Raw genomic sequence first — 13,030 nt, 5'->3', positions numbered from 1 at the left:
GCGGCCCTGTCAGTCCTCGTCGTCCTCGGGCTCGGCGCGGGCGAACAGGGCCAGCTCCGTGCCGTCGGGGTCGTAGAAGAGCAGGGTGGACCCGTCCTCGCCGTGCACGATCGGCATGTGGTCCACGTCCTTGTGGCCGAACCGCTCCTCCCACGCCTCCAGCGCGCCGAGGTTGGCGACGCCGAGGGTGAGCCGGTCCAGACCGCAGTGCCTGCGGTCGAACCGGTTCTTGAAGTGGTCCCGGTGCTGGATCAGGGCCAGCAACAGGCCCGAGGCCGGGTGCAGGCATTCGGTGCGCAGGGTTCCGTCGTGGTCGCGGCGGCAGCGGACCTTGAATCCGAGCACGTCACGGTAGAACTCCACGCTCTCGTCGCGGTCACGCACCGAGAGGGTGATGCGGGCCAGGCCGGTGAGCTGTGGCACGTCGTCCTCTTTCGAACGGCGGGAATCGAGGATGGTCATCAGTCCGAGCACGATGCACGAGCCTAAGGGTCGAAAAGTTCTTCGGGTCGTCTTTTAACGCGTGTTTAACGCGGGATGTTCCCGGCATCACCTCCCGGGGGTACGGCGCTCTCACCTGCTCCCTCGCCGGGTCCCTCCCCCGGCTCGGAGGTGCGGCCGTACCAGCGGCTCCGCATGGCCAGCACGGTCACCGCCAGGGAGACCAGCCCGCCCAGTGTGGCCAGGGCGAACGCCCCCGGGTGGCCGTGCGCGTCGGCCAGCGACCCGGCGGCCGCCGAGCCCAGGGCCTGGCCCAGGATGAGACTGCTCAGCACGATCGCCATCGACTGCGACAGGCGGCTGGCCGGAGCGGCCCGCTCCACGAGCGCGAACAGCGTCACCAGGTGCGGCCCGATCGCCGCTCCCACGGCGAAGACCGCCAGGGCCAGGGTGAGGGCGCTGTGCGGCAGGTACAGGAGCAGGGAGAGCAGGAACAGCCCCGCGGCCGCCGCCCGGGCGCGGGAGGTGAGCGCGAACCCGGCCGGCAGGGACGCCATCAGCAGCCCGGCGACGGCGCTGCTGGCCCCCATCACCGCGTACATCAGCCCCGACAGGTCGCCGTGGCCCGACGCGGCGGCGAACGCGGTGACCCCGGTGGACATCCCGCCGAAGAACAGGCCCTGGCAGAACATGGGCACGGCCAGCACCAGCAGGGCGGGCACGGCGATCCGGCCTCCCCGGCCGCGTACCGGCGCGGAACCGGGCGGCGCCGTGGGGTGCAGCGCGAACAGCGTTCCGAACACGCCGATGAGCACGGCGGCGCCGAGCACGCTGGCGGTGGGGGAGACCAGCACGGTGAGGACGCCCACCAGGGCCGGGCCCAGCACGAAGGCGGCCTCGTCGAGCACCCCCTCCACGGACATGGCCGCGGCCAGCGAGCGCTCCCGCTCCGCTCCCCGGTCGCCGCGCTCGCGGATGAGCACCACCCACCGGGTGCGCGCCATGGGCGCGATCTGGGGCAGGCACAGGCCCGCCAGCGCGGCCGTCCCGGCCAGGACGGGCAGGTCGTACCCGGCCAGGACGGCGGCCACGAGCAGGCCGATGAGGACCGCGTCGACCAGGGACATCACCAGCACCGGCAGGCGCTGGCCGTGGCGGTCGGCGAACCGGGCGATCACGGGGCCGCCGACGGCCTCCCCCAGGGCGAAGGCGCCGCTCACCGCCCCGGCGGCGGCCACGCTGCCGGTCGTCCCGGTGACGAGGGTGAGCAGGCCGATGAGGGACATCGAGATCGGCAGGCGGGCCATGAAGGTCGCCGAGAGCAGGGGCCATCCGGCCAGGTCGTGCATCCGGCGCAACGTCTCCAGTGGCGACATGCGTCCGCCCCTTTCGTGGTACCCGTCCCGCGCGCTCGTCCTGGGCGCTTTCCGGGTTCCGGCACGACGCGACGAGGGGAGACCACGGAAGGGGACCGCAATTCATCCCATGATAGGCCGCTCTGGGGTGTCGGATCCTGACTTTCGTGGGTACCGGCGGCGGAGCCCCGCTCGGTAGCGTCGGCGCCATGGAAGAAACCGCCCCGCCGGGGACCCGTGCCCCGCGCGTCCTGCCGGACGCGCTGCGGCCGCTGCCCGGGCCGCCCACCCGGGCCGCCGCGCTGGGCGACGCGGCCCTGGGCGCGGTCGCGGCCCTGGCGTTCCTGGGCGAAGTCCTGCTCCTGGCCCTGGGCGGGCAGCTCACGGCGGGCGGCGCCCTGGTCCGGGGGGCGGCCGGGGTCGCGGCGGCCGCCGCGACCGCCGTGCTCGCCCGCCGCCACCCCCCGGCCGCCCTGGTCGTGGCGGCGTTCTCGGCGTTCTGGTTCTTCTGCGGCGGCCTGCTGCTGGTGTGCGTCTCCTACCTCGCGGGCCGCCGCTCGCCCGACGCGCGCCCCGCCCTGGCCCTGGCCGCCGCGGCCCTGGTGCTCGGAGCGCTGCCCCTGCTGTGGGGCGCCTACCCGCTGGGCGTGTGGGCGGTCGCGGTCGTCACCCTGCTGGTCAACACCGGCCCGGCCTGGCTGCTCGGGGCCCACCGCCGCCAGCACGCGGCGCTGTCCGCCGCGGGCTGGGAGCACGCCCGGCACCTGCGCCGCGAACACCGGCTCATCGCGGAGCAGGCCCGCAGCCGGGAGCGCTCGCGCATCGCCCAGGACATGCACGACTCCCTCGGGCACGAGCTCAGCCTCATCGCCCTGCGCGCCGGCGCCCTGGAGGTGGACCCCGGACTGGACCGCCGGCACCGCGAGGCCGTCACCGAACTGCGGGCCACCGCGGTCACCGCGACCGAGCACCTGCGCGAGATCATCGGGGTGCTGCGAACCGAGGCCGGACCCGACCCAGTGACCCCCGCGGGGGAGGGCGTGGCCGACCTCGTCGAGCGCGCCCGCGACTCGGGCATGCGGATCACCCTGGTCCACGACGTCGACACCGCCGCGCTGCCGCCCATGGTGGGCCGGGCGGTGCACCGGGTCGTCCAGGAGTCGCTGACCAACGCGACCCGGTACGCCCCCGGTGCGGAGGTGGCCGTCTCGATCGTCGGGGACGGGGAGCGGCTGGAGGTGCGCGCGGTCAACCCGGCCCCGGCGGACGCCCAGGCCGGACCGCACGGGGTCGGCGGCGGTCGCGGCCTCATCGGGCTGCGCGAACGGGTCCGCCTGGCCGGCGGGGCCTTCGCGGCGGGCCCCACCGGGGACGGCTCCTGGGAGGTGTGCGCCGTCCTGCCCGTGCGGGGCGGGTCCGCGCCGCCCGACGAGGCGGCGGAGGAGGACGAGGACGCCGCCATCGACCGGCTCCAGCGGGCCGCGCGGCGGCGGTTCCGGGGCTGGTCGGTCGCCCTGGTGGCGGTCCCCCTGGCGACGGTGGCGGCGCTGGCGGGCCTGGTGTTCTGGGTGATGGCCACCGACATGAAGCAGCGCACGCTCACCCCGGAGGAGTTCGAGCGGCTGCGGCCGGGCGCACCGCAGAGCGAGGTCGAGGAGGTGCTGCCGCCCTTCTCGGTGCCCCTCGGCGCCCGGGAGCTGGCCGAGGGCGCGGTGCCCGAGGGCGCGGTGTGCAGCTACTACCGCAGCAGCGCGGACCCGTTCGACGGCGAGGGGGTCTTCTACCAGCTGTGCTTCACGGACGGCCGGTTGTCCGCCAAGGGCGAGGCCCCGATACGGTGAGCGCGCCCGGAAGGCCGACCGCGACCACGAGGAGGGCGCGCACGTGATCAGGGTCCTGATCGCCGACGACGAGGCGATGATCCGCGCCGGAGTACGGGCCATCGTGCAGAGCGACCCGGACATCGAGGTGGTGGCCGAGGCGGCGGACGGCCGGGAGGCGGTGGACCTGGTGGTCTCCCACCGGCCCGACGTCGCCCTGGTCGACATCCGCATGCCCCGCATGGACGGGCTCGCCGCGGTGGCGGAGATGCGGCGGCTGGCCCCGGCCACGGCGGTGGTCGTCCTCACCACCTTCGGTGAGGACGCCTACATCTCCCGGGCCCTGGGCGACGGCGCCTCCGGCTTCCTGCTCAAGGCGGGCGACCCGCGCGAGCTGATCACCGGTGTGCACGCGGTCGCCGACGGCGGGGCCTACCTCTCCCCGCAGGTGGCCCGGCAGGTGATCGACCGCCTCGGGGGCGGCCGCCCGGCCCGCGAGGCCGCGGCCCGGACCCGGATCGAGCAGCTGACCCAGCGCGAGCGCGAGGTGCTGGCCCTGGTCGGGGCGGGCCTGTCCAACGCCGACATCGCCGACCGCCTGTTCCTGGTGGAGGGCACGGTCAAGAGCTACGTCAGCACCATCCTCAACCGGCTGGGGCTGCGCAACCGGGTGCAGGCGGCCATCCTCGCCCACGAGGCGGGGCTCACCGCCGACGGCTGAGCGGACCGGGTGCAGGAGTCGGAACGCGGCGCCCGGGTAGGGGAGAGCGGAGAGGCACCCGGGCGCACCGGGAGACGGAGGAGAGGGAGGCCGGGATGCTCAACGGCGAAGAGGCGGTCCTGCTCGACGCCTCCTGGCGGCGGCTGGCCGGGGACTCCCCCGAGGCCCGGGCCGTGGGGAGCGAGCTCCTCCTGCGCTGGAGCGAGCCCCACCGGCGGTACCACACCCTCACCCACCTCTGGGAGACGCTGCGGGCCGTCGACGTCCTGGCCCACGAGGCGGCCTCGCCCGACCTGGTCCGCTACGCGGTCTGGTTCCACGACGCGGTCTACGAGACCCAGGCCGGCCGCGACGAGGACGAGAGCGCCGAGCTGGCCCGCGTGCTGCTGCCGATGACCGGCATGGCCCCGGAGCGGGTCGGGGAGGTGGTCCGCCTGGTGCTGGTGACCAAGGACCACGCCCCCGCCCCGGACGACACCGACGGGCAGGTGCTCTCCGACGCCGACCTGTCCATCCTGGCGAGCCCCCCGGACGAGTACCTGGCCTACACGGCGGCGGTCCGCGCCGAGTACCGCAGGGTGCCCGACGAGGACTTCCGGGTCGGCCGCTCCCGGGTGCTGAACGCCATGCTGCGCGCCCCGAACATGTTCCACACCGATTTCGGGCGCATCCACTGGGAGCCCAGGGCCCGGTCCAACATGCTCGCCGAGCTGGACCGGCTGACCGCCCGGGCCCCGGCCGACCGCACCTAGGCCGTGTTCTTTCGAACCTCCGCTCCGCTTCGGTCCGCGTTCGGCGCCTTTGGAAGGCGGGAACCCTCGGCCCCACGGGGACGTCCTCGTTCCCCGGACATCCCCTCCGGGCCTGCCGAACCCCGCCGGCGCCTCGCACACCCCCCGCGGAACAGGAGGGCACTCGAAAAACAGACCCTAGCCGCCGGGTCCGGCGCAGGGGACGGGGCGGCGCTTGGGGCGGCGCTTGGGGCGGCGCAGGCCGGCGGCCCGCAGCCGGGCCACCAGCTCCCGGCCGCGCACGTGCTCGGCGCCCAGCTCCAGGGCCCGGGCGTGCAGGTACTCGGGGATGTCGTAGTGGTCGCGCTCGAAGGCCCGCTCCGGCACGCCCAGCTCCCGGGCGAAGGCGTGCAGCTCCGCGTAGGAGGTGTCGCTGACCAGGTGCGCGTACAGCAGGCCGCGGGGGCCGGGCCAGACGGGGGTGTCGATGAGCACGCTCATGCGGTCCTCGGGGCGGTGACGGGGCGCCAGGGCACCGGGCTGGACAGGATCATCGTGCTGGAGGGGCGGCCGTGTGCGGCGAGGGTGTCGATGACCTCCTCGAAGTGCTCCATGGAGCGCACCGCGATGAGCAGGACGCAGCAGTCGTCGCCGGTGACCCGGTGCACCTGGAGGATGGCGGGCAGCTCCAGCGACTCCGGCTCGCGCAGCAGGCAGTGCGCGCCGAAGCACTGCATGCGCACCAGCGCGGTCACCGGCAGCCCGGCGGCGGCCGGGTCGACGTGCGCGTGGTAGCCGGTGATCACCCCGCGGTCGGTGAGACGCCGCACCCGTTCGGCCACGGCGGGCGCCGACAGGTTGACGCGCCGGGACAGCTCGTTGAAGGACAGCCGGCCGTCCTGTTGGAGCTCGGCGAGTATCCGCTGGTCGACGCCGTCCAGGGCGGTCGGTGCTCGCGAAGTCATACTTTTCGATCCCAAAGTGGATTTCCCTGACGGGTTATGGATACCAGGTGGACATCCTGCTTTGGGGTATATCACGCATTCCTTTTCGCCCGGATCTGCTCGATCATGTGTGCTGACGTACACGGTGCCGTGACGGGGGCTTCGCCGACGGCACCGCGCACGCCGCCAGCACGTTCCGCGCAGCACCACGAGGGGTCGTTCCCATGCTCACCACCGCGTCCGCCCAGCAGTGTCCGTACATCCCCGCCGATGTCGAGGGCACCGACGCCGAGGCCCGTGCCCGGCGGGCGCAGGACAACGCGGGGCAGCCCACCCTGGCCTTCGACCGCAACACCCCCTACGTCGACTACGCCGGGATCGACACCCTGCTGCGCCTGCAGAACCCGCGCACCGACGAGCCCGCCGAGACGGCGTTCATCATCGGCACCCAGATCATGGAGCTGCTGTTCGTCCTGATCCAGGAGCGCTGGGAGGCCGCCCGCGACGCCCTGGAGGGCGACGACGTGCCCGGCGCGCTGCTCTGGCTGCGCCGCGCCGCCTCCGCCCAGGACGTCCTCAACGACTCCTGGAAGCTCCTCGCGGACATGAGCCCCACCGAGTTCAACCGCTTCCGCGACTCCTTCGGCGAGGCGTCGGGCTTCCAGTCCTTCGGCTACCGCAGACTCGAGTTCGTGCTCGGGAACAAGTCGGAGTCCATGATCCGCCCCCACAAGGGCATGAGCGGTGTCGCCGCCGACCTGCGCGCGCTCCTGGAGCGGCCGAGCCTGTACGACGCGGCGCTGCGCCTGCTGCACCGGCGCGGACTGCCGGTCCCGGACGAGGCGGTGGAGCGCGACTGGACCCGGGAGTACGAGCCCGACCCGCGTGTGGAGGCCGCATGGGGACGGGTCTACGCCGACGACCGGCCCGGCAACGACCTGTACCTGCTGGCCGAGGCCCTGATGGACGTCGCCGAGCGGGTGACGCGCTGGCGCCACCTGCACCTCATGGCGGTCAAGCGCACCATGGGCGGCAAGCCCGGCAGCGGCGGCTCCAACGGCCTCACCTGGCTGGCCCGCAACGTCGAGAAGGACGTCTTCCCCGAGCTGTGGTCGCTGCGCAGCACCATCTGACGGCGCCCCGGACCGCCGGCGCCCCGCGCGGTCCCCGAACACGGACCACTCCGAACAGGAAGATCAGGACACCGATGACGCCCACCACCCGACAGGAGTGCGCCGCCCTCGACGCGGCCGACCCCCTCGCCGCGCTGCGCGACGAGTTCGTGCTGCCCGCGGGGGTGATCTACCTGGACGGCAACTCGCTGGGCGCGCTGCCGCGCAGTACCCCCGGCCGGGTCGCCGACATGATCGAGCGGGAGTGGGGGCAGGACCTCATCCGCAGCTGGAACGACGCGGGGTGGTGGGACAAGCCCCGGACCCTGGGCGCCAAGGTCGCCCCGCTGGTGGGGGCCGACCCCGACGAGGTGATCGTCGGCGACGGCACCTCCGCCAACCTGTTCAAGTGCCTCATCGCCGCGCTGGGCCTGTCGGACCGCTCGGTCGTGCTCGGCGAGGCGGGCAACTTCCCCACCGACCTGTACGTCGCCGAGGGCGCGGCCGCCCTGGCCGGGGCGGTCCAGCGGCGGGTGGACCCCGACGGGCCGGACCTGGAGCGGGAGCTGGCCGCCGGGGACGCGGCGGTGCTGCTGCTCAGCCACGTGGACTACCGCACCGGCATCCTGCGCGACATGCCCGGCATCACCCGGCTGGCCCACGAGCACGGGACCCTGGTGATCTGGGACCTGTGCCACAGCGTCGGCGCGGTGCCGGTGGAGCTGTCCGCCTCCGGCGCCGACTTCGCGGTCGGCTGCACGTACAAGTACCTCAACGCCGGGCCGGGCGCCCCCGCGTTCCTGTACGCGGCCCGCCGCCACCACGCGGAGGCCTCCCAGCCGCTCAGCGGCTGGCACGGGCACGCCCGCCCCTTCGACTTCACCGGGGACTACGAGCCCGCCCCCGGCGTGTCGCGCTTCCTCAGCGGCTCCCAGCCCCTGGTCGCCGACGCCGCCCTGGAGGCGAGCCTGGACGTGTGGGCCAAGGCCGACCTGGCGCAGGTGCGGGCCAAGAGCCTGGCCATGACGGACCTCTTCCTGGCCCGGGCCGCCGAGGTGGGCATCACCTCGGTCACCCCGGCCGAGCACGCCCGGCGCGGCAGCCAGGTCGCCCTGGTGGAGCCCGAGGAGGGCGCCGGGTACGCGATCGTGCAGGCGCTCATCGCCCGCGGCGTCATCGGCGACTTCCGGGCCCCGGACGTGATGCGGTTCGGGTTCACCCCGCTGTACCTGCGCCACACGGACGTGTGGGACGCGACAGAGGCCCTGCACGAGGTGGTGCGCACGGGGGAGTGGCGTGACGAGCGCTTTGCCCGCCGCGGCCAGGTGACCTGACCCGCCGGACCGCCCCGGGGGCCGCGGCCCCCGGGGCTTCCCCATGCCCGGAGGGGAACAGCCGCCCTGCGGGTGACCCCGTCGGAGGCCGGGGATTACGCGGCCTTGACTCCGAGGGGGCGGCTGCGGCGCCCGCGCCGCCGGGCCGCGCCGACCGTGACCTACCGGTGGGTACACCGGTCCCCGCAAGGATCCTCCGGCCCTTTCCCGGCTTACCCGGAGATTCGTGACGAGGGCCACGGAGAGGGCCCGCCCGCCGTCCCCGGGCGGGCCCGAACCCCTGCCACGGCGGGGGTTCCCGTGTTCTCCGGGGTGGCCGGGAAACGACCCGCACCGTGCACCGGTGAACACGGAACGTCATTTTACCCGGAATCCTTGCGCACTTTGCTTAAACCTGGGTTAGTGTCCTCGTGATCGCTTCGTTATGAGTCTCATGCGAAGTGATGCCGAGCCCTTGACCGGCCTGTGAGCCGCAAGGGAATCGAGACCCTTTCCGGGAATCCGGGCCGCCCGCATCCATGAGACGGCCCCTTGGACCGCCGAAGTCCATCGGCGCTTTCCGATTCCCACCCGCTGATTCCGATGCGGGAGAACCCTGTCGCGAAGCTCCTTCGGGGGTGTGCCCGAGCATGCCCTGTGAGCTGCTGCGACGTGCCCGAAGGTCTTCTCGGCCCCGTTGTCTACCTGGCTGATACTTCATGAGCAACGAAACTCCCATCCAGTACGGCAAAGTCACCGCGACCTACTTCTGGGACGATGGTTCCGGCATCAACGGTGACACGGGTGCGCCCGCAGGCGGCGAGCCCATGCAGAAGGGCCTTTTCTCCAGCCCGAGTTGGCCGCTGGGTACCGAGGGCTATGTCGTTTACGAGGGCAAGAAGGCCGAATTCTTCATCGGCGACCGCGGCCCCGGCGTCCCCTCCCACGACTGCGACGTCCTGCTGGACATGGACGGCAAGACCTTCGCCGAACTGACCGGCGAGACCTGGAACGACACGAACTACACCGTCAGCGGTGGCAACGGCCACCTCTACGACGTCGAGTACTTCATCACCGAGTGGGGCGACGGCAACGGCACCGAGGGCGCCCCGCACCCCTTCCAGCAGCCCGACAACAAGTGCGAGAACGCCGTCGAGCCCATCCCCGAGGAAGTCCTCGCCGAGACCGACGAGGCGAAGAAGGCCGAGGAGGAGAAGAAGGAGGAGCAGGCCGCGAAGAAGGCCGAAGAGGAGAAGAAGGAGCAGGAGAAGGCGGAGAAGGCGGAGAAGCAGGAGGCCGAGGAGCAGGCCGCCGCCGAAGGCTCCGATGACTCCGACGACTCCGGCGTGACCGCCGAGACGGCCGCCAACGACCTCTCCGGCGTCCAGCTCACCGGTGCCGGCGACGGCGTCCTGGGCGGGACCGGCCTGCTGGCCCTGGCCATCATCCCGGCCATCCTCATCGCCCTGTTCTTCGCCTGGACCCGCCGTCCCGCCGGCGCCCACGCCGGTGCCGAGGGCGAGGGCCGCGGCCTGACCGCCCGGAGCGGTGGCCGCCACAGCCTGGTCTCCCTGTTCGACCGCCTGCGCGGCCGCCAGGAGTAGGCCCCTCCCGGGCCCGTGGGGTCCCCGTGATCGCGGGGAGCCCGAGAAGCCAGGTGTCCTCGCGGACAGGGGTTCTCCGGGGCACGCGACCCACCGGGCCGACGAAGGGCCGTGGTCTTCACCGACCACGGCCCTTCGGCATGTCCGGGGGCGTGCCGGTCGCCGTTGACCGGCCGCCCGCCGATCCGGTCCGTGCCCGGGACCGCGGGTTCCGGCGGCGCCCTTGCCGTCGGCGGTCTCGGAGGCGTTCCCGTATCGGTGTACTCCGTGTCTTGAATATGAGGCGAATCACCCCATATTGTCGATCCCCCCACGCCGATACTGGACGAACTGCTCAGTAGTGCCGTCAAGCGATCCCCGCGGTCTCATGGGAGCGTGACCTGAGCGGTATGAGGTAAGACACATGGCCGTGCCGCTGGACGACACCGACCGCCGCATCATCTCCCTGCTCCGCGACGACGGTCGCATGTCCATCCGGGCCGTGGCCGAACAGGCCCACATCTCCCGGGCCAACGCCTACTCCCGCCTGGAGCGCCTGCGCGACGAGGGGGTCATCCGCGGGTTCACCGCCGTCATCGACCCGGAGAAGTACGGCATCGGCCTGTCCGCGTACGTCTCGGTGCGCATCGACCAGCACTCCTGGGAGAGGTTCCGCGAATACCTGCGCGACATCCCCGAGGTCGACCACGCCGCCCTGGTCTCCGGCGACGTCGACCTGCTCCTCCTCGTCCGGGTCGCCGACGCCGCCGCCCTGCGCACCTTCGTGCTGGAGCGGCTCCAGCGCATCCCGGAGGTCAGGAGCACCCAGACCATGTTCATCCTGGACGAGCCGCCGCTGTGACGGGCCCCCGTTCGGGGGCCACTCGCCCGGGGAATGGCCCTTTCCCCCGGGCGGCCGACCGGCCAGCATGAGCGCATGCCCGAATACCGCGTGATCGACGCCTTCACCGACCGGCCCCTGGCCGGGAACCCCGCGGCCGTCCTCATCCTCGGGGAGGCCTACGACGACGCCTGGGCGCAGGGGGTCGCCGCCGAGTTCAACCTCTCGGAGACCGCCTTCGCGCGCCCCGTCGACGACCCGGACGCCGACTACGAGCTGCGCTGGTTCACCCCCGTGGTCGAGGTCGAGCTGTGCGGGCACGCCACCCTGGCCACCGCCCACGCCCTGGCCGAGAGCGGCGTCCCCGGCCCGTACCGGTTCACCACCCGGAGCGGCGTGCTCACCGTGTCCGAACGCGACGGGCGCATGTGGATGGACTTCCCGGCCGGGCCCGCGGTGCCCGCCGAGGCACCCGAGGGGCTGGCCGGGATGCTGGGCACCGAACCCCTGTGGGTCGGCGTGGGCGGCACCGGCGACCTGCTCGTCGAGGTCGCCGACGAGGCGGCGGTGCGGGCGGTGGAACCCGACTTCGCGGCGATCGCCCGGCTGCCGTACCGCACGGTCATGCCCACCGCCCGGGCCCGGCCGGGCGGGCCGGACTTCGTGTCCCGGGTGTTCGGCCCCCGGGTCGGCGTCCCGGAGGACCCCGTCACCGGCAGCGCGCACACCGTGCTCGCCCCGTTCTGGGCGGAGCGGCTGGGCCGGAGGGAACTGTCCGCGCACCAGGCCTCGGCGCGCGGCGGTGACCTGCTGCTGGAGTGCCGCGGTGACCGGGTGCTCATCGGAGGTCACGCGGTCTCGGTGGCCCGGGGAGAGCTGAACCTCTAACGTGGACGCGGCGGGAGGGGTGCGCGGTGGGCGCGCACCCCTCCCGCCGCCTCACCCCCGACACGAGGAGCGCCCATGGAGCAGTGGGTCACCGAAGAGGACATCCACGCCGCGCGGACCCGGCTGGAGGAGGGCCACCCGGGCTGGGAGAGGCCGGTCGCCTTCGCCGTCGGCCGGGAACGCGACGGTGAGCTGCGCTTCCCCTGGGTCAACGTCCCCGGGGCGATGCACGGGCTGCCCGCGATCGTCCTGGCCCGGGCCCTGGGGCACGTCCGCGGCACCGCGGTGTACGACCTGGCGCCCGGGACGCTGCGCGAGGCGGAGCGGGGGCTCTCCCCGGCGCAGGCCTGCACCGCCTTCGACCACCCCAACCTGTTCGCCTGGCGTGACCTGCTGGCCGACCTGCGCGACACCGACCGGCTCGTCGCGGTGTTCGTGCAGGACCGGGCCGACCCGCCGGTGGACGACCGCGACCGGGCCTTCCGCCGCGCCGCCGGGAAGGCGGACAGCGGCGGGTGAGCTGTGCCACCATGGCGGCATGTCGTTCGTACTGGTGTTCGTAGACGTGCAGGACAACTTCCTCGAGGGGCGGGAGGCGGTCCCGGACGCCGGACCACTGCGCGCCGAGCTCGCCGCCCTCCTCGACCGCGCCCGCTCCACGGGGACCCCGGTCGTGCACATCCTCAACGACGGGGCCGCAGGGGAGCCCGACGAGCCGTTCACGGAGGGCTGGCAGCCGACCTTCCCGGCCAGGGAGGACGAACCGGTGTTCCGCAAGACCGGCCCGGACGCCTTCACCTCCCCGGGGGCGGCCGAGGCGCTCGCCCTCACCGGCGCCCGCGGGCTGGTCCTGGCGGGCTTCCAGAGCGAGTACTGCATCTCCGCCACGGGCCGCCGGGCCCTCGGCGAGGGCTACCGGGTGGTCCTCGCCGCGGGTGCCCACGGCACCTTCCCGGGGGAGGGCGCCACCGCCGCCGAACGCGCGCTGGCCGTCGAACGAAAGCTGGAATCCGAGGGAATCGAGGTTTCCCCCGCGCGGGACATCGAGTTCGGGTAGAAAAGAACCCGTGGCACCTCCCCACCCCTCCCGGGGAGGTGCCCGCACGGACCCGGTGCACCCCCTTGGCGCCGGGGACCGTGTCCCACCCCGAAGGGCCGGGCCCGGAAGTCGCACCGGGACCGGCCCTTTCACGTGCCCGGGGCGGGGACGGCGACACCCGGGCGGGGCCCCCACAGGGTGCGCCGGGGACGGGTACGACGGCCTAACCTGGCGGGGAGGAC

General features: G+C 73.5%; 14 protein-coding genes. 10 read left to right on the top strand and 4 right to left on the bottom strand.

The features are described 5' to 3' along the window. Positions 1 to 9: 9 nt before the first annotated feature. Both ACSUPR_RS08050 and ACSUPR_RS08045 read right to left on the bottom strand, forming a co-directional pair. The gene (locus ACSUPR_RS08050) at positions 10 to 462 is read right to left on the bottom strand and encodes a VOC family protein (protein WP_436890506.1); all 453 of its coding nucleotides are present in this window, start codon (positions 460 to 462) and stop codon (positions 10 to 12) included. 65 nt (positions 463 to 527) lie between these two features. Continuing rightward, positions 528 to 1,817, bottom strand: coding sequence for an MFS transporter (locus ACSUPR_RS08045; protein WP_436890505.1), 1,290 nt, complete (start codon positions 1,815 to 1,817; stop codon positions 528 to 530). A 188-nt stretch (positions 1,818 to 2,005) separates the two neighbouring features. Here ACSUPR_RS08045 and ACSUPR_RS08040 point away from each other — a divergent pair, with 188 nt between their 5' ends. The 3 genes from ACSUPR_RS08040 to ACSUPR_RS08030 all read left to right on the top strand — a co-directional run bounded on the left by ACSUPR_RS08040 (position 2,006) and on the right by ACSUPR_RS08030 (position 5,089). Then, positions 2,006 to 3,637 (top strand): sensor histidine kinase, encoded by a 1,632-nt coding sequence (locus ACSUPR_RS08040; protein WP_436890504.1) that lies wholly within the window; start codon positions 2,006 to 2,008, stop codon positions 3,635 to 3,637. 43 nt (positions 3,638 to 3,680) lie between these two features. Beyond that, the gene (locus tag ACSUPR_RS08035; protein WP_436890503.1) at positions 3,681 to 4,337 is read left to right on the top strand and encodes a response regulator; all 657 of its coding nucleotides are present in this window, start codon (positions 3,681 to 3,683) and stop codon (positions 4,335 to 4,337) included. Positions 4,338 to 4,432: 95 nt separating this feature from the next. Further along, entirely contained in the window at positions 4,433 to 5,089 is a 657-nt protein-coding gene (locus tag ACSUPR_RS08030; RefSeq protein WP_436890502.1) for an HD domain-containing protein, read from the top strand. Positions 5,090 to 5,266: 177 nt separating this feature from the next. Here the strand turns inward: ACSUPR_RS08030 and ACSUPR_RS08025 are convergent, their stop codons facing one another. Together ACSUPR_RS08025 and ACSUPR_RS08020 are read right to left on the bottom strand one after the other, a co-directional pair. Then, the gene (locus ACSUPR_RS08025) at positions 5,267 to 5,569 is read right to left on the bottom strand and encodes a DUF4031 domain-containing protein (protein ID WP_436890501.1); all 303 of its coding nucleotides are present in this window, start codon (positions 5,567 to 5,569) and stop codon (positions 5,267 to 5,269) included. After that, a complete protein-coding gene (locus ACSUPR_RS08020; protein ID WP_436890500.1) occupies positions 5,566 to 6,033 on the bottom strand; it encodes an Lrp/AsnC family transcriptional regulator in 468 nt (155 codons plus the stop codon). Before ACSUPR_RS08020 ends, ACSUPR_RS08025 begins: the two co-directional genes overlap by 4 nt. A gap of 203 nt (positions 6,034 to 6,236) precedes the next feature. Between ACSUPR_RS08020 and ACSUPR_RS08015 the strand changes: the two genes are divergently transcribed. The 7 genes from ACSUPR_RS08015 to ACSUPR_RS07985 all read left to right on the top strand — a co-directional run bounded on the left by ACSUPR_RS08015 (position 6,237) and on the right by ACSUPR_RS07985 (position 12,806). Then, a complete protein-coding gene (locus tag ACSUPR_RS08015; RefSeq protein ID WP_436890498.1) occupies positions 6,237 to 7,145 on the top strand; it encodes a tryptophan 2,3-dioxygenase in 909 nt (302 codons plus the stop codon). 74 nt (positions 7,146 to 7,219) lie between these two features. Then, complete coding sequence (kynU, locus tag ACSUPR_RS08010; RefSeq protein WP_436890497.1) at positions 7,220 to 8,458, top strand: kynureninase; 1,239 nt, start codon at positions 7,220 to 7,222, stop codon at positions 8,456 to 8,458. Between the two features lie 698 nt (positions 8,459 to 9,156). After that, positions 9,157 to 10,041 carry a hypothetical protein gene (locus tag ACSUPR_RS08005; RefSeq protein ID WP_436890496.1) on the top strand — a complete coding sequence of 295 codons (885 nt, stop codon included), beginning with the start codon at positions 9,157 to 9,159 and terminating at the stop codon, positions 10,039 to 10,041. Between the two features lie 403 nt (positions 10,042 to 10,444). After that, positions 10,445 to 10,882 carry an Lrp/AsnC family transcriptional regulator gene (locus ACSUPR_RS08000; RefSeq protein ID WP_436890494.1) on the top strand — a complete coding sequence of 146 codons (438 nt, stop codon included), beginning with the start codon at positions 10,445 to 10,447 and terminating at the stop codon, positions 10,880 to 10,882. A gap of 75 nt (positions 10,883 to 10,957) precedes the next feature. Next, positions 10,958 to 11,749 carry a PhzF family phenazine biosynthesis protein gene (locus ACSUPR_RS07995; RefSeq protein WP_436890493.1) on the top strand — a complete coding sequence of 264 codons (792 nt, stop codon included), beginning with the start codon at positions 10,958 to 10,960 and terminating at the stop codon, positions 11,747 to 11,749. Positions 11,750 to 11,824: 75 nt separating this feature from the next. Next, a complete protein-coding gene (locus tag ACSUPR_RS07990; RefSeq protein WP_436890492.1) occupies positions 11,825 to 12,268 on the top strand; it encodes a hypothetical protein in 444 nt (147 codons plus the stop codon). Between the two features lie 19 nt (positions 12,269 to 12,287). Then, a complete protein-coding gene (locus ACSUPR_RS07985; protein WP_436890491.1) occupies positions 12,288 to 12,806 on the top strand; it encodes an isochorismatase family protein in 519 nt (172 codons plus the stop codon). Positions 12,807 to 13,030 lie beyond the last annotated feature (224 nt).

Source organism: Nocardiopsis dassonvillei (assembly GCF_964273065.1).
In the GTDB taxonomy this organism is placed as follows: domain Bacteria; phylum Actinomycetota; class Actinomycetes; order Streptosporangiales; family Streptosporangiaceae; genus Nocardiopsis; species Nocardiopsis dassonvillei_B.
This window is presented reverse-complemented; position numbering and strand designations above follow the sequence as displayed.

Coding starts and splice junctions, on each gene's coding strand:
- ACSUPR_RS08050 (WP_436890506.1), bottom strand. CDS start 462: ATGACCATCCTCGATTCCCGCCGTTCGAAAGAGGACGACGTGCCACAG.
- ACSUPR_RS08045 (WP_436890505.1), bottom strand. CDS start 1,817: ATGTCGCCACTGGAGACGTTGCGCCGGATGCACGACCTGGCCGGATGG.
- ACSUPR_RS08040 (WP_436890504.1), top strand. CDS start 2,006: ATGGAAGAAACCGCCCCGCCGGGGACCCGTGCCCCGCGCGTCCTGCCG.
- ACSUPR_RS08030 (WP_436890502.1), top strand. CDS start 4,433: ATGCTCAACGGCGAAGAGGCGGTCCTGCTCGACGCCTCCTGGCGGCGG.
- ACSUPR_RS08025 (WP_436890501.1), bottom strand. CDS start 5,569: ATGAGCGTGCTCATCGACACCCCCGTCTGGCCCGGCCCCCGCGGCCTG.
- ACSUPR_RS08020 (WP_436890500.1), bottom strand. CDS start 6,033: ATGACTTCGCGAGCACCGACCGCCCTGGACGGCGTCGACCAGCGGATA.
- ACSUPR_RS08015 (WP_436890498.1), top strand. CDS start 6,237: ATGCTCACCACCGCGTCCGCCCAGCAGTGTCCGTACATCCCCGCCGAT.
- kynU (WP_436890497.1), top strand. CDS start 7,220: ATGACGCCCACCACCCGACAGGAGTGCGCCGCCCTCGACGCGGCCGAC.
- ACSUPR_RS08005 (WP_436890496.1), top strand. CDS start 9,157: ATGAGCAACGAAACTCCCATCCAGTACGGCAAAGTCACCGCGACCTAC.
- ACSUPR_RS08000 (WP_436890494.1), top strand. CDS start 10,445: ATGGCCGTGCCGCTGGACGACACCGACCGCCGCATCATCTCCCTGCTC.
- ACSUPR_RS07995 (WP_436890493.1), top strand. CDS start 10,958: ATGCCCGAATACCGCGTGATCGACGCCTTCACCGACCGGCCCCTGGCC.
- ACSUPR_RS07990 (WP_436890492.1), top strand. CDS start 11,825: ATGGAGCAGTGGGTCACCGAAGAGGACATCCACGCCGCGCGGACCCGG.
- ACSUPR_RS07985 (WP_436890491.1), top strand. CDS start 12,288: ATGTCGTTCGTACTGGTGTTCGTAGACGTGCAGGACAACTTCCTCGAG.